23 protein-coding genes and 1 tRNA gene are annotated in these 24,895 nt (G+C 65.3%); 18 read left to right on the top strand and 6 right to left on the bottom strand.

Annotated elements, in window-relative coordinates; genetic code table 11:
- Position 1 precedes the first annotated feature (1 nt).
- The 3 genes from ACU0AG_RS05970 (at position 2) to ACU0AG_RS05960 (ending at position 3,396) form a co-directional block, all read left to right on the top strand.
- Positions 2-889, top strand: a complete 888-nt coding sequence (locus ACU0AG_RS05970; protein WP_482781336.1) for a tyrosine recombinase — start codon at positions 2-4, stop codon at positions 887-889.
- A gap of 10 nt (positions 890-899) precedes the next feature.
- A complete protein-coding gene (locus tag ACU0AG_RS05965; RefSeq protein ID WP_482781335.1) occupies positions 900-1,844 on the top strand; it encodes an acetyl-CoA carboxylase carboxyltransferase subunit alpha in 945 nt (314 codons plus the stop codon).
- Between the two features lie 79 nt (positions 1,845-1,923).
- Positions 1,924-3,396, top strand: a complete 1,473-nt coding sequence (locus tag ACU0AG_RS05960) for a M48 family metalloprotease (RefSeq protein ID WP_482781334.1) — start codon at positions 1,924-1,926, stop codon at positions 3,394-3,396.
- Between the two features lie 200 nt (positions 3,397-3,596).
- On the opposite strand, the gene ACU0AG_RS05955 is transcribed toward ACU0AG_RS05960, so the two are convergent.
- Positions 3,597-3,785, bottom strand: coding sequence for a Flp family type IVb pilin (locus ACU0AG_RS05955; protein ID WP_482781333.1), 189 nt, complete (start codon positions 3,783-3,785; stop codon positions 3,597-3,599).
- Positions 3,786-3,900: 115 nt separating this feature from the next.
- The gene (locus ACU0AG_RS05950) at positions 3,901-4,083 is read right to left on the bottom strand and encodes a Flp family type IVb pilin (protein ID WP_482781332.1); all 183 of its coding nucleotides are present in this window, start codon (positions 4,081-4,083) and stop codon (positions 3,901-3,903) included.
- Between the two features lie 99 nt (positions 4,084-4,182).
- Between ACU0AG_RS05950 and ACU0AG_RS05945 the strand changes: the two genes are divergently transcribed.
- The 3 genes from ACU0AG_RS05945 to ACU0AG_RS05935 all read left to right on the top strand — a co-directional run bounded on the left by ACU0AG_RS05945 (position 4,183) and on the right by ACU0AG_RS05935 (position 5,885).
- Positions 4,183-4,593 carry a (deoxy)nucleoside triphosphate pyrophosphohydrolase gene (locus tag ACU0AG_RS05945; protein WP_482781331.1) on the top strand — a complete coding sequence of 137 codons (411 nt, stop codon included), beginning with the start codon at positions 4,183-4,185 and terminating at the stop codon, positions 4,591-4,593.
- A gap of 61 nt (positions 4,594-4,654) precedes the next feature.
- Positions 4,655-4,731: transfer RNA gene (locus tag ACU0AG_RS05940), tRNA-Arg, on the top strand.
- A gap of 188 nt (positions 4,732-4,919) precedes the next feature.
- On the top strand, positions 4,920-5,885 hold the full coding sequence (locus tag ACU0AG_RS05935; RefSeq protein WP_482781330.1) for an alpha/beta hydrolase: 966 nt from the start codon (positions 4,920-4,922) through the stop codon (positions 5,883-5,885).
- A gap of 15 nt (positions 5,886-5,900) precedes the next feature.
- Here the strand turns inward: ACU0AG_RS05935 and ACU0AG_RS05930 are convergent, their stop codons facing one another.
- Positions 5,901-6,260 (bottom strand): metallopeptidase family protein, encoded by a 360-nt coding sequence (locus ACU0AG_RS05930; RefSeq protein WP_482781403.1) that lies wholly within the window; start codon positions 6,258-6,260, stop codon positions 5,901-5,903.
- 223 nt (positions 6,261-6,483) lie between these two features.
- Between ACU0AG_RS05930 and folE the strand changes: the two genes are divergently transcribed.
- The 4 genes from folE (at position 6,484) to ACU0AG_RS05910 (ending at position 9,004) form a co-directional block, all read left to right on the top strand.
- Entirely contained in the window at positions 6,484-7,107 is a 624-nt protein-coding gene (gene folE / locus ACU0AG_RS05925; protein ID WP_482781329.1) for a GTP cyclohydrolase I FolE, read from the top strand.
- 125 nt (positions 7,108-7,232) lie between these two features.
- Positions 7,233-7,682, top strand: a complete 450-nt coding sequence (locus tag ACU0AG_RS05920) for a hypothetical protein (protein WP_482781328.1) — start codon at positions 7,233-7,235, stop codon at positions 7,680-7,682.
- A 127-nt stretch (positions 7,683-7,809) separates the two neighbouring features.
- Positions 7,810-8,313: a c-type cytochrome gene (locus tag ACU0AG_RS05915; RefSeq protein ID WP_482781327.1), complete on the top strand. Its 504-nt coding sequence runs from the start codon at positions 7,810-7,812 to the stop codon at positions 8,311-8,313.
- Between the two features lie 4 nt (positions 8,314-8,317).
- A complete protein-coding gene (locus tag ACU0AG_RS05910) occupies positions 8,318-9,004 on the top strand; it encodes a cytochrome b/b6 domain-containing protein (protein WP_482781326.1) in 687 nt (228 codons plus the stop codon).
- 64 nt (positions 9,005-9,068) lie between these two features.
- On the opposite strand, the gene ACU0AG_RS05905 is transcribed toward ACU0AG_RS05910, so the two are convergent.
- A complete protein-coding gene (locus tag ACU0AG_RS05905; RefSeq protein WP_482781325.1) occupies positions 9,069-9,548 on the bottom strand; it encodes a redoxin family protein in 480 nt (159 codons plus the stop codon).
- Positions 9,549-9,720: 172 nt separating this feature from the next.
- On the opposite strand from ACU0AG_RS05905, the gene ahcY reads away from it, so the two are divergent.
- The 8 genes from ahcY to trxA all read left to right on the top strand — a co-directional run bounded on the left by ahcY (position 9,721) and on the right by trxA (position 22,719).
- Positions 9,721-11,145, top strand: a complete 1,425-nt coding sequence (ahcY, locus tag ACU0AG_RS05900) for an adenosylhomocysteinase (RefSeq protein ID WP_482781324.1) — start codon at positions 9,721-9,723, stop codon at positions 11,143-11,145.
- A 101-nt stretch (positions 11,146-11,246) separates the two neighbouring features.
- Positions 11,247-13,607, top strand: a complete 2,361-nt coding sequence (locus ACU0AG_RS05895) for a PAS domain-containing sensor histidine kinase (protein WP_482781323.1) — start codon at positions 11,247-11,249, stop codon at positions 13,605-13,607.
- A complete protein-coding gene (gene tsaE / locus ACU0AG_RS05890) occupies positions 13,607-14,068 on the top strand; it encodes a tRNA (adenosine(37)-N6)-threonylcarbamoyltransferase complex ATPase subunit type 1 TsaE (protein WP_482781322.1) in 462 nt (153 codons plus the stop codon). The genes ACU0AG_RS05895 and tsaE overlap by 1 nt, the downstream gene beginning before the upstream one ends.
- Positions 14,065-15,051 (top strand): aminoglycoside phosphotransferase family protein, encoded by a 987-nt coding sequence (locus ACU0AG_RS05885; RefSeq protein ID WP_482781321.1) that lies wholly within the window; start codon positions 14,065-14,067, stop codon positions 15,049-15,051. Before tsaE ends, ACU0AG_RS05885 begins: the two co-directional genes overlap by 4 nt.
- Positions 15,048-15,764 (top strand): nucleotidyltransferase family protein, encoded by a 717-nt coding sequence (locus tag ACU0AG_RS05880; protein WP_482781320.1) that lies wholly within the window; start codon positions 15,048-15,050, stop codon positions 15,762-15,764. The genes ACU0AG_RS05885 and ACU0AG_RS05880 overlap by 4 nt, the downstream gene beginning before the upstream one ends.
- Complete coding sequence (locus tag ACU0AG_RS05875; protein ID WP_482781319.1) at positions 15,757-18,795, top strand: PD-(D/E)XK nuclease family protein; 3,039 nt, start codon at positions 15,757-15,759, stop codon at positions 18,793-18,795. Before ACU0AG_RS05880 ends, ACU0AG_RS05875 begins: the two co-directional genes overlap by 8 nt.
- Positions 18,792-22,325, top strand: coding sequence for a double-strand break repair helicase AddA (addA, locus tag ACU0AG_RS05870; RefSeq protein ID WP_482781318.1), 3,534 nt, complete (start codon positions 18,792-18,794; stop codon positions 22,323-22,325). The genes ACU0AG_RS05875 and addA overlap by 4 nt, the downstream gene beginning before the upstream one ends.
- A 73-nt stretch (positions 22,326-22,398) precedes the next feature.
- A complete protein-coding gene (gene trxA, locus ACU0AG_RS05865; RefSeq protein ID WP_482781317.1) occupies positions 22,399-22,719 on the top strand; it encodes a thioredoxin in 321 nt (106 codons plus the stop codon).
- A 79-nt stretch (positions 22,720-22,798) separates the two neighbouring features.
- Here the strand turns inward: trxA and ACU0AG_RS05860 are convergent, their stop codons facing one another.
- A complete protein-coding gene (locus ACU0AG_RS05860) occupies positions 22,799-23,608 on the bottom strand; it encodes an inositol monophosphatase family protein (protein ID WP_482781316.1) in 810 nt (269 codons plus the stop codon).
- Positions 23,605-24,831: a bifunctional glutamate N-acetyltransferase/amino-acid acetyltransferase ArgJ gene (gene argJ / locus ACU0AG_RS05855; protein WP_482781315.1), complete on the bottom strand. Its 1,227-nt coding sequence runs from the start codon at positions 24,829-24,831 to the stop codon at positions 23,605-23,607. Before argJ ends, ACU0AG_RS05860 begins: the two co-directional genes overlap by 4 nt.
- Positions 24,832-24,895 lie beyond the last annotated feature (64 nt).

Genomic DNA, 24,895 nt, shown 5'->3' with positions numbered 1-24,895 from the left:
TATGTCTGCCGCGACCGAGGCGTTCCTCGCGATGCTCGCGGCAGAACGCGGCGCGGCGCTGAACACGCTGGCGGCCTATCGCCGCGACTTGGACGGGGCGGAAGACGCGATCGGTGATCTGGCCGATGCCTCGCGTGATGCCGTTGCCAGCCTCGCGGGGGAATGGAGTAGCCTTGCTCCCTCCAGTGTAGCCCGCAAGGCATCGGCGCTCAGACAGTTTTTCGGGTTTGCTCTCGATGAAGGCTGGCGGCGCGATGATCCATCAGGCGCGCTGCCGGCCCCGCGGACCCGCCGTCCGCTGCCGAAGGTGCTGGGACATGACCAGATTGCCGCGCTGTTCGCCCGCGCCGAGGAAGAGGCGGCGGGCGATGATCCCAAGGCGGTCCGGCTGCTCGCGCTGATCGAGCTGCTTTATGGCTCGGGCTTGCGTGCGACCGAGCTGGTGGCTCTGACGCTCAGCGCGGTTCCGCGAGACGCGCCGTTCCTGACGGTGACCGGAAAGGGCGGAGCAACCCGGCTGGTGCCAGTGGGGGCGCGGGCGCTGGAAGCGCTTGCGCGCTGGGCAGCGCTGCGTCCAGCGACGCCCGCATCGCGCTATCTTTTCCCGTCGAAAGGCGGCCAACATCTCAGCCGTGTGCGCCTGTTCCAGCTGTTGAAGGCGCTGGCGGGGCGCGCCGGGCTCGATCCCGCCGCAATCAGCCCGCACGTGCTGCGCCATGCCTTTGCCACCCACCTGCTCGAAGGCGGGGCAGACCTGCGCGTGCTGCAAACGCTGCTGGGCCATGCCGACATCGCCACCACCCAGATCTACACCCATGTGGACAGCGCCCGGCTGGTTGCCCTCGTGAATTCCTGTCACCCGCTTGCAACGCGCCCCGCATCCGACTAGCGCAGGCGGCATGATTTCCTACCTCGATTTCGAGAAGCCGATTGCCCAGCTTGAAGAGCGGATCGGACAGCTGCGGGGCGTTAACGCGCTGCATGATGTCGATGTTGCCAGCGAGATTGGGCGGCTCGAAGCCAAAAGCACCGAACTGCTTGCCAGCACCTATGCCTCGCTCACGCCATGGCAGAAGACGCAGGTGGCCCGCCATCCGCAGCGCCCGCATTTCCGTGATTATGTCGCGCACGCCTTCAGCGAATTCGTGCCGCTGGGCGGTGATCGTCTGTATGGCGATGATCAGGCGATCATGGGCGGGTTTGCGCGGCTGAACGGGCGGCGGGTGATGCTGATCGGCCACGAAAAGGGCCACGACACGCAAAGCCGCATCCGGCACAATTTCGGCATGGGCAAGCCCGAAGGTTATCGCAAGGCGATCCGCCTGATGGAACTGGCGGGCCGGTTCGGCCTTCCGGTGGTGACCCTGGTGGATACATCCGGTGCGTTTCCCGGGATCGAGGCGGAAGAGCGCGGACAGGCCGAAGCCATCGCCCGTGCGACCGAAGCCTGCCTCGATCTGCCGGTGCCGATGGTGGCCGCGATCGTGGGCGAGGGCGGTTCGGGCGGCGCGGTTGCGCTGGCCTCGGCCAACCGCGTGCTGATGATGGAGCATGCCGTCTATTCGGTGATCAGCCCTGAAGGCTGTGCCTCGATCCTGTGGCGTACCTCGGAAAAGGCAGCCGATGCCGCGCAGGCAATGAAGATCACCGCCCAGCATCTCAAGCGCGACAACGTGATCGACCGCATCGTGAAAGAGCCTGTGGGCGGCGCGCACCGCGATCCGGTGGCGGCGGCGCGGTTGCTCGGCACGGCGCTGACCGAGGAAATCGACCAGTTGAGCGGCCAGAGCGGCACAGCATTGATCGCCCAGCGCGAAGCCCGGTTCCTCGCCATCGGGGGTTAAGCTTTCGTTTGCCAAGGCTTTGCCCGCAGCTGCTTTCCCGATAGGCTGGGAGCAGAAAACATTGGCGGGAGCAGAGTCCATGGCACGAATTTCACGCAAGATGCTGGCGCTTGGCGCGGCGCCGCTGGCGCTGGCAGGTTGCATGGGCGGGGGCGGTTCAATCCCCTCGGCGTCGACCCCGATCACCCAGCAAGAAGCCCAGATGGGCGCGCAGTATCATCCCCAATTCCTTGCCGAATTCGGCGGTGCGATGACGGGGACCCACGCCCAGTATGTCGAGCAGGTGGGCAAGAATATCGCGGTGCAATCGGGCCTCGGTAATGCGCGTGAAAGCTTCACCGTCAGCCTGCTGAACTCTCCGGTGCATAATGCTTTCGCGGTGCCGGGTGGCTATATCTACACCACCCGCCAGCTGGTGACGCTGATGAACAACGAGGCGGAGCTGGCGGCTGTGCTGGGGCACGAGGTCGGCCATGTCGCCGCCCGCCACAGCCAGCGTCGCCAGCAGGCAGCGCAGCGCAATTCGATCCTCGGCGTGCTGGGGGCAATCGGTTCTTCGATCCTGCTGGGCGATTCGGGGCTGGGGAACACGCTGTCGCGCACCTTCATGGAAGGCTCGCAGTTGCTGACGCTGCGCTTCTCGCGCGCGCAGGAGTTGCAAGCCGATGATCTGGGGATCGAGTATCTGACCAAGGCCGGATACGATCGCCGCGCCATGGGCACCGTTCTGGCAAGCCTTGCTGCCCAGAATGCGCTCGACGCGCGGCTTCAGGGCAGGAATGCGAGCGTGCCCGAATGGGCTTCGACCCACCCCGATCCTGCCAGCCGCGTGCAGGCTGCGTTGACCAAGGCCGGAACCCAGACCGGCGGTGTCACGAATCGCGACACCTTCCTCACCCGGATCGATGGTCTGCTGTACGGAGACGATCCGGCGCAGGGGTTGATCGAGGGCAGCAATTTCATTCACCCCGAACTGCGCTTCGGCTTCACCGCGCCCCAGGGCTTCTACATGATCAACAGCCCGCGTGCGGTGAGCGTGCAGGGGCAGGGCGGGCAGGCGCAGCTGACACTGGCGACCTATAACGGCAATCTGGAAACCTATGTCCGTTCCGTCTTCACGGCGCTTGGGGGCGAGAACAGCACGCTGGCGCCGCAACAGATCGAACGCACGACGGTAAACGGGCTGCCCGCAGTCTATGGCACGGCGCGGGTGAACAACGGCCAGTCACAGGTTGACGTGGTGGTTTTCGCCTATGAATTCGCGCGCGACCGGGCCTACCACTTCGTTGCGATCACCCCCGCCGGTCAGGCTGGCACCTTCAACGCCATGTTCCGCTCGATGCGGCGGATCACGGACAGTGAAGCCAGCGCTGTGGTGCCCAAGAAGCTGCAAGTTGTAACCGTCGCCCGCGGCGATAGCGTGGCCAGCCTTGCACGGCGAATGGCCTATCCGGCAGCCCAGGAAGAACGCTTCCGCGTGCTCAATGCGCTGGGCAGCAATGACCAGCTGACACCCGGGCAGAAGGTCAAGATCGTGGTGCGCGCGCGTTAGGTCTCGATCGGCTGCTGCGCGATGCAGACCGCCCGCCCCGCCTCCCCACCCGGCCACCAGTGGGTCCACTATGCTGTGGTGGCCGGGTGGGGAGGCGGGGCGGGCGGTCTGCGCCACCAAAGGTGGCCGCTTATCAGCACCGCACAAACAAAAACGGCGGGGATTTCTCCCCGCCGTCTTCGTTTCGCGTATGGCGAGGATTATTCGCCGCCGCCGCCACCGTTGGCTTCGTTCAGCGTGTCCGACACGTTGGTGAAGGTGGTGTTGAGGCTGCCACCCAGAGCGGTCATGGCGGTGATCGCGGCGACGGCGATCAGAGCAGCGATCAGGCCGTATTCGATGGCGGTGGCGCCCTGCTCGTCACGAACGAGGTTCTTGAAGAAGGTCATGTGTAGTCTCCTGGTTTTGGTCTTCGGTACCCGTGCCGATCACCCCCTGGCGATCCGACGAATTTCAACTTAACCGGCAGTTCTTGAGAAATTCCTAACTTGCGAAATTTCCCGTTTACCCGCCGGTCGCTTCAACGACATCGCTCGACACCCCATCCCACATCTCGATCGCTTCGCCTGCAAAGGCTTGCACCGAAACGCTGATTGCGATGGCAATGAGAGCCAAGATCAGGCCGTATTCAATGGAGGTCGCCCCGGTCGTGTCATCGACGAGGTTTTTCATCACTGTCGATTTCATGGTGAGACCACCTAAGATTGCTTCCTGACGAGGCCTAAAATCGCCGCAGTCCGTTAAGAAAAGGTTGATGACCGTGCACGGGATGGAAAAAAATCCGACATGAAGACCGGCTGGCTCACAGTGGTTGCCGGTGCCTTGCAGCGGGGCGACGGGCGCTGGCTGATGCACAGGCGGCCCGAAGGAAAGCACCACGCGGGCTTGTGGGAGTTTCCCGGTGGCAAGGTGGAACCGGCTGAAATGCCTCTTGATTCGCTGGTCCGCGAACTTGAGGAAGAACTCGGAGTCGCCGTCAATCCCGGCCTGTGCGCGCCGGCGGGCTTCGCGCATTCCGGCATTGCCGGCGAGACTGGGGCGATTGTCATCCTGCTTTACAAGGTGGGTTCGTGGAACGGCGAACCGGCAGCGCTCGAAGGCGGCAGCGTGGACTGGTTCACGCCTGAGCAGATCGCCGCACTGCCGAAACCCCCGCTCGATATCGCGCTGGCCGCGCAGCTGTTCCAAAAGTTCTGATTGCGGCAACATTCGGCCTTGCCAAGCTGGAGAGACCCCCTTATGTGCCGCGCTCCAACGCGCACCCGTAGCTCAGCTGGATAGAGCACCAGACTACGAATCTGGGGGTCAGAGGTTCGAATCCTTTCGGGTGCGCCAACAACGCCCGCTCCTTGCAAAAGGGGCGGGCGCTGTTGGTTATGGGGCCAAATCCTGACCCTTCCGGCATCCCAGGCATCGCAACCGCGGCAGACGAGCGGGCCATCCGGACGTTGAATTCTCGCCCCCCTATGCCGATCGCGCCATAGGTTGTTGACCGGCAATAGACCGGGCGAGGATAAGGAGGCATGCGGCCGACCTCCCGATCTTTATCGCTGATCGCCAGTTTGAGCCTGATTCTGGCAGCATTTGGGCAAGCTGACGCAGCAGCAGCGCAAAGCCGGACAGACACGAGCGAAGCCGCTGAGGCAACCCGGTCGCAATGGATGACGCCGCGCGGGACGGGGCCCGGCCTGTCCTTCGTGACTTACGAAAGCGAGGCTGCGCAGGCGCGGGTGGGTTTTCACATCTATACCCCGCCGCAGTACGAGGCCGAACAAGCCAGGCGCTTTCCTGTTCTCTATTGGCTCCACGGAACAGGGGGTGGACTGCGCGGCATCGCGCCCTTGGCCGCCCATTTCGATGCAGCAATTGAACAAGGAAAGATCGCGCCGATGATCGTGGTCTTTCCGAACGGTCTTTCCGAAAGCATGTGGACCGATTCGGCTGATGGTCGTTGGCCGGTCGAAACCGTGCTCGTGAAGGAAATCGTGCCGCATGTAGATCGCAACTACCGGACCATCGCGGACCCCGGCGGGCGTATCATCGAAGGGTTCAGCATGGGCGGTCTGGGGGCTGCCCGGATCGGGTTCCGGCATCCCGGGATTTTCGGTGCCATTTCGATGATTGCGGCAGGTCCGCTGGATCCGGACTTCATGGGCCCCCAGACCCGCCGTAATCCTGACCTGCGGCGGCGTGTGCTGGACAGCGTTTATGCCGGAAGCCTTGCGCGGTTCCGCGCCGAGAGCGCTTGGGAGCTGTCGACCTTGCGGGCCGGTCAGGGCGGGACGCAGGGCCCTTTTCGTCAGGTCATCGGCTCGGCCGACTTTACCGCGCCAGACAATCTGCGCTTTCACCAGCACCTGAAACGGCAGGGAATTGCCCATGACTATGTCGAAATCGACGGTGTGGGGCACAATGTCCTCGCGTTGTTTGCAGCGATGGGCGAGGATAACTGGGCGTTTTACAGGCTTGTCACCGGCGCGCTGCAATAGCTCCGGCGGGCCGCCTCAGTCCGCGACGCTATCCTCCAACGCGTGCATATCATCGTCTGAAAGGCCGAAGTGATGCCCCGCTTCGTGGATCACGACATGCCGAACCAGCGCGACAAAGCTGACGCCGGTATCCGCCATTTCCTCAAGCAACGGCTGCCGGAACAGTGTGATCATCGGCGGCATGATCCCGCTGTCTTCCTGAGATCGCTCGGTCAGGGGAACGCCCTCGTACAGACCGGTCAGATCCCACGGATCGTCGAGTCCGACCGCGGCGAGCTGTTCTTCCGTGGCGAATTCCTCGACCCGCAGCACGATGTCGCGCAAGCCTTCGCGGAACAGCGCGGGCAGGCGGGCCAGCACGGCACGGGCGGCCATTTCGAATTCGGCAGTGCCCGGATCGGACAAAAGCGTTCTCCTGCAATCCACAGGGGGATGAATTGGTGAAGTTTGTTCCTACATCCTTTCATGGGAATGCGACGCCCGTTGCGCAATTGCTTTGCGCGTGCGGAACGCCTTTGGCCTACGCGGGTTGACGTCATTCGGGATCGACAGGTGAGGGGGCTCCGACAGAGCCATGAGTGAAGAAAGACATCGAGCCATGAATTACATCTCTGCCCACGACCACGACGAATTCGATCCGGAAAACCCGCTCGGGAAGCCCGAAGTGCCCGAAGAGGTGCAGGATGCGATTCGCACGTTGATCCGCTGGGCCGGTGATGATCCGTCACGCGAAGGATTGCTCGACACCCCCAAGCGGGTGGGGCGGGCGTGGCTCGAGTATTGTGAAGGCTACAAGGAAGACCCGGCGATCCACCTGTCGCGAATCTTCGAGGAAGTGGGCGGCTATGACGAGATCGTGCTGCTCAAGGACATTCCCTTCCAGTCGCATTGCGAACACCACATGGCGCCGATCATCGGCAAGGCCGCCATCGCCTACCTGCCGAACAAGAAGGTGGTGGGCATTTCGAAGCTCGCCCGCGTGCTTCATGGCTATGCCCAGCGTCTGCAGATCCAGGAGCGGCTGACCGCGGAAGTGGCGCAGTGCATCTGGGACAATCTTGAACCGCATGGCGTCGCTGTGGTGATCGAGGCGCAGCACGGCTGCATGACCGGGCGCGGGGTCAAGACCCCCGGTGTCGGCATGATCACCAGCCGGATTCTCGGCTGTTTTCTGGACGATGATCGCAGCCGCAAGGAAGTGATGAGCCTGATGGGCTATTGATCTGCGGATAATTCTCTTGCCTGTGTTGTTTTTGCATCAGTTGTGGCTTGGAATCCACGAGTCGACCTGCTAGTGATATAACGTCACTGCCCACACAAGGGCGGGACATCGCAGGAGACATGATGATGAAGAAACTCGCATTTGCGGGACTGGCCATCGGTGCGTGCCTCGCCACGCCTGCTGCCGCCCTCGAACACGAAGTCGTGATCGAACATGCCGCCGGCACCATTGCCGCCGATTACGCGGGTACCGTTAAGGTCGAAACCCGGCAGGTCGGCACCGCCGGCGTGGCCGGTCGCCCGAGCACGCTGCGCTGCGAATGGACGGCCTCGCTGAGTGTCGAGCGCACTGCCAAGGTGGGCGAGACGCTGCAATCGCGCCGCTCGATGGCGCGTGACGATGTCGCCACCGGATCGCGTCCGGGCTGGTGCGCGAGCCAGGCCAAGGCCATCGACAACCTCGTCGATTCGCGCCGTGACACCTTCCGCACCGCCATGCTTGCCATGGTCGAGCAGGATCGCAGCGCTATCCTTGCCGAAGCTGACAGCGTGCGCGCCGGCAACCGCGAAGGCTGAACCTTCGCGCTGCCAATGCGAAAGGGGCGCTCCGGTAACGGGGCGCCCTTTTTCGTGTTTGCGATCAGCGGCAAAGCGGCATAGCCTGTGCCTGGTCGGCCCGATGGCCTGTCAGAGGAGGATCCCGATGCTGCGTATTCCTGCCCGAAATGTTCTTGTCGCCGCCGCATGTGCCGGTCTGCTGGCTGCCTGTTCGGGCGGCGATACCGGCAGCGAAGCTCCGGCAAAGCCCGCCGGCGAAGCGCCCGCCGTGCTCAAGGAACGGCACGACAATTTCGAGGCGATCGGTGATGCCTTCAAGGCGGTGCGTGGCGAGCTGGACAAGGATGCGCCCGATTTCACGCTGATCGCGGCCAAGGCGAACGATATCAACGCGCGTGCGATGAAGATCGAAGCCCACTTCCCGGCCGGCACCAGCGTGGATGACGGTTACAAGACCGAGGCACTGGCGACGATCTGGCAGAAGCCCGAAGAGTTCAAGGCTGCGGGGCAAAAGCTGATCGACGAAAGCGCGAAGCTTGCCACGGTTGCGGGCGCGGGCGACAAGGCTGCCACCGCAGCGCAGGCCATGGCGATGGGCGGCACATGCAAGGGCTGCCATGATCAGTTCCGGCTCGACGACGAGAAATAGGCCGATGGAGGATCCGGCTGGCGCTCCGGCTTCACCCTTGCGCGATGTGCGGGTGTGGGATCCGTTCCTGCGACTCACCCACTGGAGCTTCCCGCTGCTGATCCCGGCGATGTGGTGGACAGCGGAAAACTCCAAGTGGGCGCTGCACCGGCAACTTGGTCTGGTGCTGCTGGGCCTGCTGGTGTTCCGGGTCATCTGGGGCTTTGTCGGGCCTGAGACCGCGCGGTTCAGCCAGTTCGTGAAGGGGCCAGGGGCGGTGCTGGCCTATTTGCGCAGCGGCGCGGGCGGGCCTTCCATCGGCCATTCACCGGTCGGCGGGTGGAGCACCTTGGCGCTGATCGGGGCGATGCTGGCGCAAGTTTCGATGGGGCTGTTTTCCGGCGATCCCTATGACGGGATGACCGGGCCGCTCAACCCGCTGGTCGGGGTGATGGTGGCCGATACGATCACCGATCTGCACGAGACCTTCTTCTGGGTGATCGCGGGGCTGATTGGCCTGCATCTGGCGGCGATCACGTTCTACGCCGTGAAGGGCAATGATCTGCTCAGCCCGATGGTGGGCGGTGATCGCCCGCCGATGGCTGACGTGACGGGCATCGGTCCGACGCCATGGGTGCGGGGGCTGCTCGCAGCAGGGCTGGCCGCAGGCCTTGCTCTGTGGGTGACTTACGGCGCACCGCCGTTGACGTGACATCGAAAAAGGGCGCCTTCCGTTTCGGGAAGGCGCCCTTTTCCAGATGGCTGTGGCTGGAACCTCAGAGCTGGCCGAGCATGTAATCCGCGCTCGACACCTTGAAATCGCCCGGCTCTTCGACGTTGAGTTGTTCGACCACGCCGTCGTTGATCACCATCGAGAAACGCTGGCCGCGCTTGCCCATACCGAAGCCCGATCCGTCCATCGTGAGGCCGATCGCTTCGACGAATTCGGCGTTGCCGTCCGCCAGCATGGTGATGTCATCGCTGCCGGCAGCCTTGTTCCAGGCACCCATCACGAAGGCATCGTTAACGGCGGTCCCAACGATCTCGTCAACGCCCTTGGCTTTGAGGTCGGCTGCCTTCTCGACGAAGCCCGGCAGGTGCTTGGCCGAACAGGTCGGGGTGAAGGCGCCCGGCACCGAGAACAGCGCAACGCGCTTGCCGGCGAAGTATTCGGAGGACTTCACCGCCTGCGGGCCTTCGGCAGTGGCCTTGACCAGTGTGACTTCGGGGAGTTTGTCGCCAACGGAAATCGTCATTGTGTGTGCATCCTCGTTTGGGGTGTGACGCGCTCTCTATCGCCTGTGCCGTATGCGGGCAACAAATAGACATATAAAGATAAGTTTATATTTGCCCTTTGCCGCAGGCGCAGCTAGGGGCGTTGTCATCAACTTACCCCCCAAGCGCAAAGCTGCGCAGGAGACAAAAGCAATGGCCACTCTCGCCGCCAATCCGACCCACGAATATGTCATCAAGGACATCGCGCTTGCCCAGTTCGGCCGCGACGAGATCATGATTGCCGAAACCGAAATGCCGGGCCTGATGGCGCTGCGCGAGGAATATGGCGCAGCTCAGCCGCTCAAGGGCGCGCGCATCACCGGCAGCTTGCACATGACCATCCAGACCGCGGTGCTGATCGAAACGCTTGTGGCACTCGGCGCGGAAGTGCGCTGGGCGACCTGCAACATCTTCTCCACGCAGGATCACGCCGCTGCCGCCATCGCCGCTCGCGGCATCCCCGTCTTCGCGATCAAGGGCGAAACGCTGGGCGAATACTGGGATTATGTGAGCCGCATCTTCGACTGGTCGAGCGAAGCTGACCCCGATCTCACCTGCAACATGATCCTGGACGATGGCGGCGATGCCACCATGTTCGCGCTGTGGGGCGCTCGCATCGAAGCGGGCGAGGAAATGCCCGCCCCCGGCAATGCCGAGGAAATCGAATTCCAGCGCGCGCTGAAGGCCTTCGTCGCTGCCAAGCCGGGCTACCTCACCCGCACCGTCAAGGCGATCAAGGGCGTCTCGGAAGAGACCACCACGGGCGTCATGCGCCTCTACCAGATCGCCAAGCAGGGCAAGCTGCCGTTCCCGGCGATCAATGTGAACGATTCGGTCACCAAGTCGAAGTTCGACAACCTCTACGGCTGCAAGGAATCGCTGGTCGACGCGATCCGCCGCGCGACCGATGTGATGCTGGCCGGCAAGGTCGCCTGCGTTGCCGGTTACGGCGATGTCGGCAAGGGCTCCGCTGCTTCGCTGCGTGACGGCGGCGCGCGCGTGATGGTGACCGAGATCGATCCGATCTGCGCGCTGCAGGCGGCGATGGACGGCTTTGAGGTCGTGACGATGGAAGACGCCGTGAAGCGTGCCGATATCTTCGTTACCGCCACCGGCAACGAAGACGTGATCACCGCCGAGCACATGATGAACATGAAGCCGATGGCGATCGTCTGCAACATCGGCCACTTCGACAGCGAGATCCAGATTTCGGCCCTCTCGAACTACGAGTGGAAGGAAATCAAGGAAGGCACCGACATCGTCACCTTCCCCGATGGCAAGTCGATCATCATTCTCGCCAAGGGCCGTCTGGTGAACCTCGGCTGCGCCACTGGCCACCCGAGCTTCGTGATGAGCGCAAGCTTCACCAACCAGACTCTCGCCCAGATCGAGCTGTTCACCAAGGCCGACGAATACGAGAACGACGTCTACGTGCTGCCCAAGCACCTCGATGAGAAGGTCGCCGCGCTGCACCTGGCCAAGCTGGGCGTGCAGCTGACGCAGCTCAGCCAGAAGCAGGCCGATTACATCGGCGTGCCGCAGGCCGGCCCGTTCAAGCCCGATCACTACCGTTACTAAGTCGCTGACACCGCCCGCTCCGCCCCGTTTTTTCACGGGGTTGGGGGCGGGCGGGTTCATCACCGTTGCGCTGGCGGCGCGGCGCGCATAGCGGTTACGCGATGGACGCTTCTCCTCTCTCGCTTGTGCTGATCGCGCTGGTACTTGCCGCATGGGCGGCGGGCGCTGCGCTGGTCATCCTGCGGGCCAATCGCGGGATGAAGCGGGCCAAGGCGCTCAAGGCCAGTCTCAAACGGATGCAGACGCTGATGGACGTTGCGCCCGCGCTGCCTCTGCTGGTGCGGGTGGACGGGCGGATCGAAGCGCCGGACCGGCTGGCACGTACGCTCGGCCTTTCGGCCATGCCGAAATACCTCAGCGAACTGGCCGCAGCGCCCGGCAATGCGCGGGGCGGCGGGTTTTCGCCTGATCAGCTCGACCAGCTTTGGGCCAAGGTCCAGACCACCCAGAAAAGCGCAGCCCCGTTCCGCATGGCAATCAACCTGCCGGGATCGCAGCGCAGCCTTGCGCTCTACGGCACGCTGGCCGATCCGCAGGTCTCGCCGGGCGGAGCGGCACTGGTGTGGGTGTTCGATTTTACCGAAAGCCACTCGGAAATGGCGCGCCTGCGAGCGGCGGCGGCACGGGCCACGGGCGATTTCGCGGCGCTGGTCGGCCTGATCGAGGCTGCCCCCATGCCAATGTGGTTCCGGGGCAGCGACCTGACGCTGCAACTGGTCAACCAGGCCTATGTCGATGCCGTCGGCGCAGCCTCTGCAGCCGATGTGGTGGAAGGCCAGATCGAGCTGCTGGAGCCCGAAGACGGGCGCACTCCCGCCGACATCGCGGGCCTGTCGCTGCAAAATCAGGACAAGCACGAACGTATCGTCACCGCCACCATGTTCGGGGCGCGCCGCACCTTGCGCGTCAGCGATCTGCCCTTGGGGCAGGAAGGCGTGGCCGGTTATGCCATCGACATCGAGGAACAGCAGCAGGTCTCGCGCGAGTTCCGCGCCTTCCGCGATGCCCAGCGCGCAATGCTCGACCAGCTTTCGGTCGGGGTGGCGTTGTTTGATCCGGAAGAACGGCTGGCCTTTGCGAACCTGCCGTTCCGCCGCCTGTTTTCGCTGACCGACGACGCGATCGATGCGCGCACCCCGTTCGAGCGGTTTCTGGCCGAGGCGCGCGAACGCGGGCAGACCCCCGAAGTGCGCGATTTCCCCGAATGGCGGCGCGAACGGGCGGCCTGGTTCGGTTCGAGCGTCGCCCATGAGGAAGCATGGCCGCTCACCGGCGGCACCCATCTGCGGGTTGTTGCCCAGCCGATGCCCGATGGCGGGCTGGTGCTGATTACCGAGGACCGGACCGAAAGCCTCGCCCTGTCGGCGGTGCGCGACACGTTGCTGCGCACCCGCACTGCGACACTCGACAGCCTGTTCGAGGCGCTGGCGATTTTTGCACCCGATGGTTCGGTGCAATTGTGGAACCGCAGCTTCGCAGGCACCTGGGGCCTGTCACCCGAACTGCTCGATCAGCATCCGAGCGCTGATGAACTGCTGGGTGCGATCGGCCGCAATCTGGTACGGCCCGGCGATGCCGCGATGATCGGCGCGGCAGTCCGTTCGGCCACGCTCGACCGGCGCGAGAAGGGCGGGCAGGTGGAACTGGCCGACGGGCGCACCCTGCGCTTTGCCGGCATTCCGCTCCCCGACGGCAATGGCCTCCTCACCGTGCTCGACATCACTGCCTCGCAGAAGGCCGAACAGGCCTTGCGGGAACGCGCCGAGGCGCTGGAAGAGGCCGACGCGGTAAAGGCGCGTTTCCTCGCCAACATGTCCTATGAATTCCGCACCCCGCTCACCACCATCGGCGGCTATGCCGAGCTGCTGAAATCTGGCGTGGCGAGCGATCCTGCACAGGCGGGAGAATATGTCGATGCGATCCTCAGCGCGGTCGAACGGCTGACCGAACAGGTCGAAAACGTGCTCGACCTGTCGCAGAGCGAGGCGGGCCTCTTGCCAATCCGCAAGGAGCGCCTCGACCTGCTCGATTTCCTCACCACGCTGGTGCGTGAGCGCGAACAGGCGATCATCGCGGCGGGCCTGAGCCTCGATCTCAAGGGACGGCGGGGGCGGATTGTCGATGCCGATCCGCGCCAGCTGGGCCGGGCGATCGGTAACCTGCTCGATAATGCGATCCTTCATACCCCCGATGGCGGACGGATCGTGATCGAACTGCGCAAACTGCCCGAGGGCGAAGGCGCGGGTGTCGAGATCGTGATTGCCGACAATGGCCGGGGCATGAGCGCGCAGGAGCTGGCACGGGCACAGGGCGGTGCACGGCCTGCGAAGGACGGAACGCCCGAGCGCCGCAACGGACTTGGCATCCCGCTCGCCCGGCAGCTGATCGCGGCCCATGACGGGACGCTCGACATCGCAAGCAGCAAGGGCGCTGGCACCACTGCGACGATCCGTCTGCCCTGATGGAAAGGCGCACGCCCTTGCCCGATCTGGCGGCAATGGCTGCCTATGGTGCGGCGATTGCAGGGCAGCTGCGCGCAGGCGATGTTGTCGCGCTCGAAGGCGGGCTGGGGGCGGGCAAGACGACGCTGGCGCGGGCCATCCTCGCTGCGCTCGGCCATGCCGGCGAGGTGCCGTCGCCGACCTTCACGATCATCGAAACCTATGATTCGCCGCCGCTGCGGCTGCCGGTGGCCCATGCCGATTTCTACCGCCTCGAAGACCCGTCAGAACTCGCGGAAATCGGCCTCGATGATTACCGCGAAGGCGCGGTGCTGCTGGCCGAATGGCCCGATCATGCCGGCGGCTTCCGGCACGAGGCCGCGTGCCTTGCAATCCGGCTCGAATTGGTGGGGGAAAGCGGCGCAGGCGGGCGGATTGCGATTGCGGATGGCGGCGCGGATTGGGTAGGGCGGATGCCATGAACGTGCTTCCCGATGGCCTGTCCGAATTTGTTGCCCTTGCCGGATGGGAGGGCGCCGCAATCGACCCGTTGCCCGGCGATGCCTCGTTCCGGCGCTATTTCCGGCTGATCCGCGGCACGGAAACGGCGATGCTGATGCACGCCCCGCCGCCGCACGAAGACCCCGCGCCATTCCTGCACGTGGCCCGCTGGCTGAACGATAACGGGATGCGCGGGCCTGAAATCCTTGCCGAGGATGCGGCAAAGGGTTGGGTGCTGACCGAGGATTTCGGCAATGACCGGATGCGCGATTGGCTCGATCACCATCCCGCTGACGAGGGCGCCGCTTATGCCGCTGCGGTGGACGCGCTGGTCGCGCTGCACCGCCTGCCGCCGGGACCCTTTCCCGCATATGACATGGCTGTCTATCAGCGCGAGGCGGCGCTGCTGACCGAATGGTATTGCCCGGCACAAGGGCTGGATGTCGACGCCGCGGGCTATGCTGCTGCGTGGGACGAGGCGCTCGCGCCCATGCTCCCGCGCCAGACCCCCGGCGTGGCCGTGCTGCGCGATTATCATGCCGAGAACATCATGTTGCTGGGTGGCAAAGCGGATGCGCCGCAGGGTCTGATCGACTTTCAGGACGCGCTGGTCGGCCATGCTGCCTATGATCTTGTCTCGCTGTTGCAGGATGCCCGCCGCGATGTGCCGGAGGCTCTGGAGGCAGCGATGCTGGCGCATTACTGCACGGCCACCGGTGTGAACGAAGATGATTTCCGCGCCGACTACGCCCGTCTTGGTGCGCAGCGGAATGCCAAGATCGTGGGCATCTTCACCCGGCTTGACCGGCGGGATGGCAAACCCCGTTATCTGGCGATGATCCCCCGCGTCTGGGCGGCGCTGGAACGCGATCTGGCACACCCTGCGCTGGCCCCCGTGGCGCGCTGGTTCGATGCCAATATCCCGGCAGAGCTTCGCGCTGCCAACGGGGCTTTTGCCGCATGACCGCGCTTGCATCCGATACGGCGATGATCCTTGCGGCCGGCCTTGGCAAGCGGATGCGCCCGCTTACCGCCAGCCAGCCCAAGCCGCTGGTGCGGGTTGCGGGCAAGGCGCTGATCGATCACGCGCTGGACCGCCTGGCCGAAGCCGGCGTGGCCCGCGCGGTTGTCAATGTCCACTATCTGGCCGATGCGCTGGAAGCCCATGTGCTGGCACGCAAGGTGCCGCAGGTGACAGTGTCGGACGAGCGGGCGCAATTGCTCGAAACCGGCGGCGGGATGATCAAGGCGCTTCCCGATCTGCCCGATCCCTTCTTCGCGCTCAACGCCGACAATATCTGGCTCGACGGGCCCAAGAGTGCATTCCACGATCTCTCGCGCCGGTGGGACCCCGAGGTTATGGACGCGCTGTTGCTGGTGGTGCCGCACGCCCGCGCTGCCAATTTCAGCGGGCCGGGGGATTTCCACATGGACCCGCTCGGCCGCCTCTCGCGCCGCCGCGACGGGCGGATCGCGCCCTTCATCTACACCGGCATCCAGCTGGTCAGCCATCGCCTGCTGCGTGATGCACCCGAGGGTGCGTTTTCGACCAACATCCTCTGGAACCGCGCCATGGCCGAAGGCCGCCTGTTCGGAATCAGCTTCACCGGCCTGTGGTTCGAAGTCGGCACGCCGCAGATGATCCGTCCGACCGAGGAGGCGTTGCTGGGTGGCTGAAGCCCGCGCAACCGGCCCGCTCGTCTATTCGATTGCCGCCCACCGCGGGTTTGCCGATGCGCTGGTGGCAGGGCTGGTGCCGCGTTACCGCGAACCCGGGTTCAGCTTGGCACGGCTGACCCTGCTGGTGCCATCGAGCCGCGCCGCCCGCACCCTGTCAGAGGCCTTCATCCGCCACGCGGGGGAAAGCGGCGAGGGCGGGCTGCTGATGCCGCGCATGATTGCGGTGGGCGATCTTGATCTCGATGAAAAGCTGGGCGCGGCGCTTGATCCGCTGGGCGCGGACGACATTCCGCCCGCCTGCGATCCGGTGCGGCGCTGGCTCGCGCTCGATCGCCTGATCGCCGAGGAGCGTGCCGCCGAAGGCATGGACCCGTTACCGGGGCGCGCAAGGCTCAATCTGGCGCGGGAAATTGCGCGCACCATGGACCGGCTGCTGGTCGAGGAGAAAACCGCCGACGATCTGCTGGGGGAAGCGGTGCTCGATAGCGTCGCAGGCGTTGCCGATCACTGGAAGCGCGCCATTCGCCTGTTCGCCCGCGTCAATGCGCGCTGGCAGGCCGAACTGGGGGGGCAGGGCGAGGTTGACGCGGCTGCGCGCCGCAACCTGCTGTTCGACCGCGCAGCCCGGCGCTGGCGGGAGGACCCGCCGCCGCACGCGATCGTCGCTGCCGGTGTGACCAGCGCCGCGCCCGCGCTCGCCCGCATGCTCAGGGTCGTGGCGGAATTGCCGCAGGGTGCGGTGGTGTTGCCTGATCTTGATCTGGCCATGGACGATGCCGCCTGGGCCGAACTGGGCCGGGCAGGGGCAGCGGATGAACCCGGCGGTGCGGTCTTCGGCGCGGATGATGTGCTATCGCACCCGCAATATCACCTGAAGCTGCTGCTCAATCGCATGGGGGTGAACCGCGAGGAGGTGCAGCAGTGGCACCGGCGCGGCATCGGCGCTGGTGAGCCTGCGCGCAGCCGTGCGATTTCCTCGCTGTTCCTGCCGCCGCAAGCCAGCCGGTCGTGGGCAGGGCTTCCTGCCGATCATCGGCGCCTGTCGGGTGTGCGGCTGATGACCAGCGCCACGATCGAGGTCGAGGCGCAGGCGATTGCGCTGATGGTGCGTGAGGCTCTGGAGCAGCCCGAACGGCGTATCGCAGTGGTGACGGCAGATCGCGGTCTGGCGCGGCGGGTAGCGCAGCATCTGGCGCGCTGGAACATCGCCGCGGACGATACCGCAGGCCGCCCGCTCTCCTTGACACCCGCAGGCCGCCTGCTGGGCCTGCTCGCAGATATTGCCGCGCATGGGCCGGAGCCCGACAGGCTGGTGGCGGCGTTTGGCCACCCGCTGGTGCGCGCTGCCGATGGCGCGGCGCGGCAGGCGTGGCTGACCGGCCTGCGCGCCTTCGACCGCCAGTTGCGCGGGCCTGCGCTCGCGCCCGGTCTTGCGCCGCTCCGTAAAGCGGCTGCCAAGGCGCAGGTCGAGGCATGGTGGGACGAGGCCGAGACGCTGATCGCCTCCCTGCTCGATTGGCCGCGCCAGACCGCGCTTGCCGATGCACTGGGCATCCTTTCCGGGGTCGCGGAGAGTTTTGCCGGTCTGTTGGCATGGGAGCGCGAGGACGGGCGGGCGCTTGGCGCGATGATCGAGCAATTGCGCGGTGAGGCCGAGGCGCTTGGCACGCCCATCGAGAGCAGCGATGTTGCCGGGATCTTGCGCGATGCGATGGACGAAGTGGCCGTGCGCCCCGGCTATGGCGGACACCCCCGGGTGGCGATCTACGGCTTGCTCGAAGCGCGCATGGCCCGCGCCGATCTGGTGATTTGCGCTGGGCTCAACGAAGGCAGCTGGCCGCAGCCGCCCGCCGCCGATCCGCTGCTCGCCCCGGCGATCCTGCGCGCTCTGGGCGTGCCGGGGACGGAGTTTCGCATCGGGCTTGCCGCGCATGACCTGGCCGGAGCGCTGGGCGCGCCCGAGGTGGTGCTGAGCCGGGCGCTGCGCGATGCCGACGGGCCGACCTTGCCCTCGCGCTTCCTGCTGCGGGTCGAGGCTTTGCTGGGCGATGATCTGGCAAAAGAACACCGCGAAACGGCGATCCCCGCGCTGCTCCCGCTGCTCGACCGCGATGTGCCGCGTGCCGATGCCTATCCGCGCCCCGCGCCCGATCCTGCGCCGGATTTGCGCAAGGTGCCGATCCGGGTCACCGCGCTCGACCGGCTGCTGGGCGATCCCTATCAGTTCTATGCGCAGGCGATCCTCGGGCTGCAAAAGATGCAGCCGCTGGCCGCCGATCCGTTCAGCGATCCGGCGCTGCGCGGCACACTGGTGCACGAGATTCTCGACAAGTGGCACCGCGCCCGCGAGGCTGATCCGGCGCTGCCGATTGCGCCCTTCGCCGCTGCGCACTTTGCTGCCGCGCAGGTGCACCCGCTGTTCCGCGCCCTTTGGCAACCGCGCCTGATCGCCGCGCTGGAGCGGTTTGCGGAACTGATCGAAGCCGCCGCTGCCGAGGGCCGGACCGTGCTCGCCACCGAATTCTCGGGCGAGATGACGGTCGACGGCATCATCGTCAAAGGCCGCGCCGACCGGATCGACCGCCTTGCCGACGGAACGCTGGCGATTGTCGATTACAAGACGGGCGGCCCGCCGCAGAAGAAGCAGGTGACCGCCGGTTATGCCTTGCAGCTGGGCATTCTCGGCCTGATCGCGCAGCAGGGCCGTTTCGAGCGTGATGGCAAGGTCGTCACCGGCACGCCCACGCGGTTCGAATACTGGTCGCTTGCGAAGGACAGCAAGGCAGGCACCTTCGGCTATTGGCAGACGCCGATGAAGGAGGGCAAGGCCACCACAGGGCTGGAACCCGACCAGTATCTGCCATTCCATGCCGAAAAGCTCGCCGAAGCGATCGCGCGTTACATCAACGGGACCGAACCCTTCAGCGCCCGCGAGAATCCCGATTACGCAGGCTATAATGATTATGACCAGCTTATGCGGCTGGAGGAATGGATCACCACTTTGGGTGACGACGAGGTTTCGGCATGAGCGGCGGGGGCGGTCTGGTGTTTCCGTTGCAGGACAACCAGTTGCTGGCTGCCAATCCGGCGGACAATGTCTGGCTTTCGGCATCGGCGGGGACAGGCAAGACACAGGTGCTTTCCGCCCGTGTGTTGCGCCTTTTGCTGTGCGAGGATGTCGCACCATCGCAGATCCTGTGCCTCACCTTCACCAAGGCGGGTGCTGCCGAAATGGCCAACCGCATCAATGCGGTGCTGGCACGCTGGGTGCGACTGCCCGAAGCGTCCCTGGCGAAGGAGCTGCGCTATCTGGGCGCGGATTACGGCCCTGCCACGATCGAACGCGCGCGCAGCCTGTTTGCCAGCGTGCTCGATTGTCCCGGCGGCGGGCTGAGGATCGATACCATCCATGCCTTCGCCCAGTTCCTGATCGGCAATTTCCCCGAAGAAGCAGGGCTCGCCCCGGGCACACAGGTGATGGATGATCGCAGCCGCGACCTGCTGGCGCGCGATGTGCTGACTGGCCTCATCGAGGATGCCGAGAAGGCCGGTGACACCCGCCTGATCGACGCCTTCACGCTGTTCACCACCCGCAAGGAACCTGCCGCGCTGCAAAGGTGGCTGATGCGTGCTGCCGATGCGCATGATCTGTGGTTCGGCAGGGATGCATGGCTCCCCCCGATGGATGCCCGCGTGCGCCAGATGCTCGGCATGCCCGCAGATGCGGGTCAGGACTGGGCGGTTGAACCGCTGCATCCCGACATCTTCCCCGATGATCACCTGATGGCGTTGATTCCGCCGCTCGAAGCGTGGAACACCGCGACTGCGGCCAAATGTCTGGCGTTCATGCGCGAATGGCTTGAACTGGATGCAGCTTCGCGGGCGACAGCAGCAGCGGGCTTTCGCGGGACCTTGCTGAAGGCTGATGGCACCCCCAGCCTGCAACTCAAGAAGCCGCGCGAAAGCGATCCCGATTTTGCCGAAAACCAGGAAGTGATTTCCGCCGCGATCCAGGAGGTGGACATCCGCCGCGCCCTGCTCGCCACCGCCGAAACCGTGACCGCAGCGATGGAAATCGGGCGGGCTTTCGCCTTGCGCTGGGAAGACCGGAAGGCCCGCGAGGGCATGCTCGATTTCTCAGACCTGATCCGCAAGGCCGCCCACCTGCTCGGCAATGCCGAGGCGGCGGACTGGATCCGCTACAAGCTCGACCGCCATTTCGATCACATCCTGATCGACGAGGCGCAGGATACGAACCAGAGCCAGTGGGATATCGTCTTTGCCCTGATCGACGATTTCTTCAGCGGCGAGGGTGCGCGGGGCGACAAGCTGCGTACGATCTTCACCGTGGGCGATTACAAGCAGGCGATCTTTGGCTTTCAGGGCACCAGCCCCGAAAACTTCGCCCGCGCCAAGGCGAAAGTCGAAGCGCGGATCAAGCAGGCTCGCGAGGGCATCCGTTCAAGCCGCACCAACCGGACTGAGCCCGGCTGGAAGGATCTCGACCTTGGCCAGTCGTTCCGCACTGCCGATGTGGTGCTCGGTTTCGTCAACCGGATGATCGGCGCCTTGGGTTTTGAGGCCTTCGGCCTCGACAAGAAGCCTGAACCGCACACTGGCGCGGTTCGTCCCGGACTTGTGACGCTGTGGCCGCCGGTTGTGCCCGAAAGCCGCGATGGCGAGGATGACGAAAGCGAAGCCGAGGGACAGCGTGACTGGTTGCCCAAGCATGATACGATCCTCGCGCAGAAGATCGCCGATCAGGTGCATGACTGGGTCAGCGGGGCTGAGCCTTTCGTGCTGGAGAAAGGCACACGCCGCCACGCGCAGGCGGGCGACATCATGGTGCTGGTGCAGAAGCGCAAGGAGCTTGCCGCGCAGATCGTCGCCAAGCTGCACGCCCGCGGCGTTCCGGTGGCGGGGGTGGACCGGTTGCGACTGGGTGCGCCGCTGGCGGTGCGCGATGTGCTGGCGGCCTTGCGGTTTGCCGCGCAGCCCCTCGACGATCTCAGCCTCGCCAACCTGCTCGCATCGCCGCTGGTCGGATGGACACAGGACGATATCCTTGCCCACGTGCCGCGTGACGAAGGCGTGCGGTTGTGGGATCATCTGCGCCGCGACGATGCTCCGCCGCCCGTGCAGGCGACGGCAGCAAAGCTCCGCGATCTGCTGCGGCTGGCCGATTACCAGACCCCGCAGGCACTGATCATGTGGCTGCTCACCGGCCCCTGGCAAGGGCGGGCGCAGCTGGTGGCGCGGCTGGGGATCGAAGCCAATGATCCGCTCGACGAGTTGGTCAACACCGCCTTTGCCTATGAAGCCGAACACTGGCCGAGCCTTGCCGGTTTCCTGCAATGGTTCGACGCCGGAACCGGCGATCTGAAGCGCGATTCGGATAGCGCCACGGGGCAGGTGCGGGTGATGACGGTGCACGGCTCCAAAGGGCTTCAGGCGCCGATCGTGATCCTCGCCGATGCAGCCGGCGCGCCGGGCGATTCCGTCGATCTGGCGCTTGACGATGATGCATGGGGCCTTGCTGCCGAGGCCGACCGCGTGCGCAAGGTGCCCTTGCCCCCGTTGTCGAAGGGCGAACTTGTCGGGCCGATTGCTGCTGCGGGCGAGGGTGCTGCGATCGCTGCGATGCAGGAACACTGGCGGCTGCTCTATGTCGCGCTCACCCGCGCGGAAGAGGCGCTGTTCATTGGCGGTTCGCTCAACAAGACAGAGGCGAAGAAGGGTGTTCCCCACGAAGACAGCTGGCACGCACGCCTCGCGCCGCTGTTCGAGGGGGAGGAGATTGCCGATCCGATCTGGGGCTGGCGCAAGGAGTGGGGCGAGCGCGCTGCGCCGCTGGTGCCTTCCGGCGATGTGGAGACCGGTTCGCCCGCTGCCCCGGCATTGCCGCGTTGGGCGATATCGCCCATCGGCCCAGAACCGCGCCCGCCGCGCCCGCTTGCCCCGTCATCGGCAGGCGAGGATGCGGGGGCAGAGCCGCCCTTGCCATCCGATGCGCTGCGCGATGCGGCCCGGCGCGGCAGCCTGATCCACGCACTGCTCGAACGCCTGCCCGACGTTGCGCCGGACCAGCGCGAGGCCACCGCCCGCCGCTGGCTCGAACGGCGCGCAGGCGATCTGGACGCGGCCTCATGCGCGGAGATGGTCGCGGCGGCGCTGGCCGTGATCGACCACCCCGGTTTTGCCGCGATCTTCTCGCCCGAAGCCCTGGCCGAAGTGCCGCTGGCAGCCACGATCGGCGGCGTCGTGGTCGCAGGCACGGCTGACCGGCTGCTGATCGAAAGCCACACGATCACCGTCGTAGATTTCAAGACCACCCGCCGCCCGCCTGCCAGCCTCGATGCGATCCCTTCGGCAACCCTGCGCCAGATGGCGGCCTATGTCGCCGCGCTGGAGGCGATCTATCCCGATCGTGTGGTGCGGGCAGGGGTGCTCTATACCCATGCGCCGGTGCTGTTCGAAATCCCGGCTGACACAATCGCCTTGCACAAGCAGCAGTTGGACACAGCGCAGCAAAGCTATATCCCGCTCGCACTTGAGTGAACGGCGCGCCGCACTAGATTGCAACGCAAGCCGCGCGCGCATTTCTGCTGCGGGCAAACAGGAGAACACCGTAATGGCCACCGTCAATGTCACCGATGCCAGCTTCAAGGCCGATGTGCTGGACAGCGACACGCCTGTCCTCGTCGATTTCTGGGCTGACTGGTGCGGCCCGTGCAAGATGATCGCGCCCGCGCTGGAAGAAATCAGCGACGAGCTGGCCGGTCAGGTGAAGATCGCCAAGATCGACATCATGGAAAACACCGATATCGCCGCGCAGATGGGCGTGCAGTCGATCCCGCTCATGGTGCTGTTCAAGAACGGCGAGGCCGTGGCGCGCAAGCTGGGCGCTGCGCCCAAGAGCCAGCTCAAGGCATGGCTTGAAAGCGAGCTTTGAACAAGTCGTCGTCCCGGGCTTGACCCGGGACCGCTTTAGCCAAGCGACCCCGGATCAAGTCTGGGGTGACGGATGCAGACTAAGTCAGCACCCGTTCGACAAATTGGTCCCAGATTGCCGGACAGGATGCCCCTACCAGACCGGGGGCATCGTGCTGGTCCACGCGATATTCGCTGCCATCAAGCCGCGCTGCCTTGCCGCCTGCTTCATTGAGCCACAACACGCCCGCCGCATGATCCCATGCCAGCGTGCGTTTGAAGCTCGATATGTCGTTCTCGCCCAGCGCTAGCCTTGGATACTGCTCGGCGGCGCAGCGCGGGATGTCGACCAGCGTGTAATGCGGCGCGAGCCTCGCATCGACCATGGCTGACTGCTCGGGGGTCAGGAACATGCGGCTGACGGCGGTGACGGGGGGCAGCTGCCCGGTGGTGCGCGCCGTGATCCGCTCGCCATTCACGAAGGCACCTTCGCCTGCGCGGGCGTGGCAGAAGCGGTCTTTGACCGGATCATAGATCCACCCCGCAACCGTCCGGCCGCTATCTGCCAGCGCCACGATGATCCCGAACGGTTCCCTGCCTTCAGCAAAGTTGGCCGTGCCGTCGAGCGGATCGATGATCCAGCACTGGCCCTTGAGATGTCCGAGCACGCTGGCATCGGCGTGCACAGCCTCCTCGCCCACCACCGCCACGCCCGGAGCCAGTTTGGTCAGGGCTTCGGTAAGGAAGGCCTCCACCTCGCGGTCGACGATGGTGACGGGATCATCCTCGCCCTTCATCTCGACTTCGTGCGCGGCGAGTGCGCGAAAGCGCGGCAGCATCGAACGCTGCGCCGCAAAGCGCATCAGATCGCGGATTTCCCCATCCAGAGCAGAAAGGCCCAGCGCGCTCATGACCGGTAATCGGCGTTGATCGCGATGTAGCCGTGGGTGAGATCGCAGGTCCACACGGTGGCGCGGCCTTCTGCGAGGCCGAGATCGACTGCGATGTCGATCTCCTCGCCCTTGAGGTGCGCAGCCACGGGGGCCTCGTCATAGCCATCGACAGGCAGGCCGTTCTTCGCCGTCCACACCCCGCCGAATGCAATCGAGAGCCGGTCGCGGTCCGCCGGTTCGCCCGCCTTGCCCACCGCCATGACCACGCGGCCCCAGTTGGCGTCTGCGCCTGCAATCGCGGTCTTCACCAGCGGCGAATTGGCGATGGCGAGGCCCACACGGCGGGCGCTGTCGTCACTCGCCGCGCCGCTGACACGGATGGTGATGAATTTCTGCGCCCCTTCGCCATCGCGCACCACCAGCTGCGCAAGGTTGCGGCACACATCGGCCAGCGCGGCGGCAAAGGCATCGGCGCCGGGGCTGTCCCAGTTCTCGATCCGCGCATTGCCCGCCTTGCCCGTCGCAAAGGCCATCACCGTGTCGCTGGTCGAGGTGTCTCCATCAACCGTGATGCAGCTGAAGGTCGCGGCATTGGCGCGTTCCAGGGCCTCTTGCAGAAACGCCGGTGCAACATCGGCATCGGTGAAAATGTAGCCGAGCATGGTCGCCATGTCGGGTGCGATCATGCCGCTGCCCTTGATGATACCGGCCAGTTCCACGCGGGTATCGCCGATCATCGCGCTCGCACCCGCGCCTTTGGCAAAGGTATCGGTGGTGCCGATGGCGTTCGCCGCATCCTCCCACCCGCAGGGCCCGGCCACCAGAGCGGCGGCGATTCCGGCACGCGCCTTGTCCTTGGGGAGCGGCACGCCGATCACGCCTGTGGAGGAGACAAACACCTCCTCGGCGGGGCACCCGAGCGCCGCGCTCACCTGCGCGATGATCGCTTCCACCGCCTCGCGCCCGCGGTATCCGGTGAAGGCGTTCGAATTGCCCGCATTGACGATCAGGGCACGGGCGCGGCCCTGTCTCACGCTCTCGCGCCCCAGTTCGACTTCGGAAGAGGCGCAGGCGGATCTGGTGAAGACTCCCGCCACGCTGGTGCCTTCGGCAAGTTCGGCAAAGGTGAGGTCGCAGCGGTCCCATGCCTTGTACTGCGCACGCGCGACACGCAAGGTGACCCCGGCAATCGCGGGCATTTCCGGGAAGGGGCGGGCGAGGGGCGAGCGCGTGATATCCATGGGGCCAAGCCTCTAGGCGGGGGAGGGCGTGCAGTAAATCGGCAAAGCTGGTGGACGAAGCGGG

The organism is Erythrobacter sp. RANMB8, from assembly GCF_056848235.1.
Note: the sequence above shows the minus strand (reverse complement) of the source record. Positions and strands in the feature narration are given on the sequence as shown.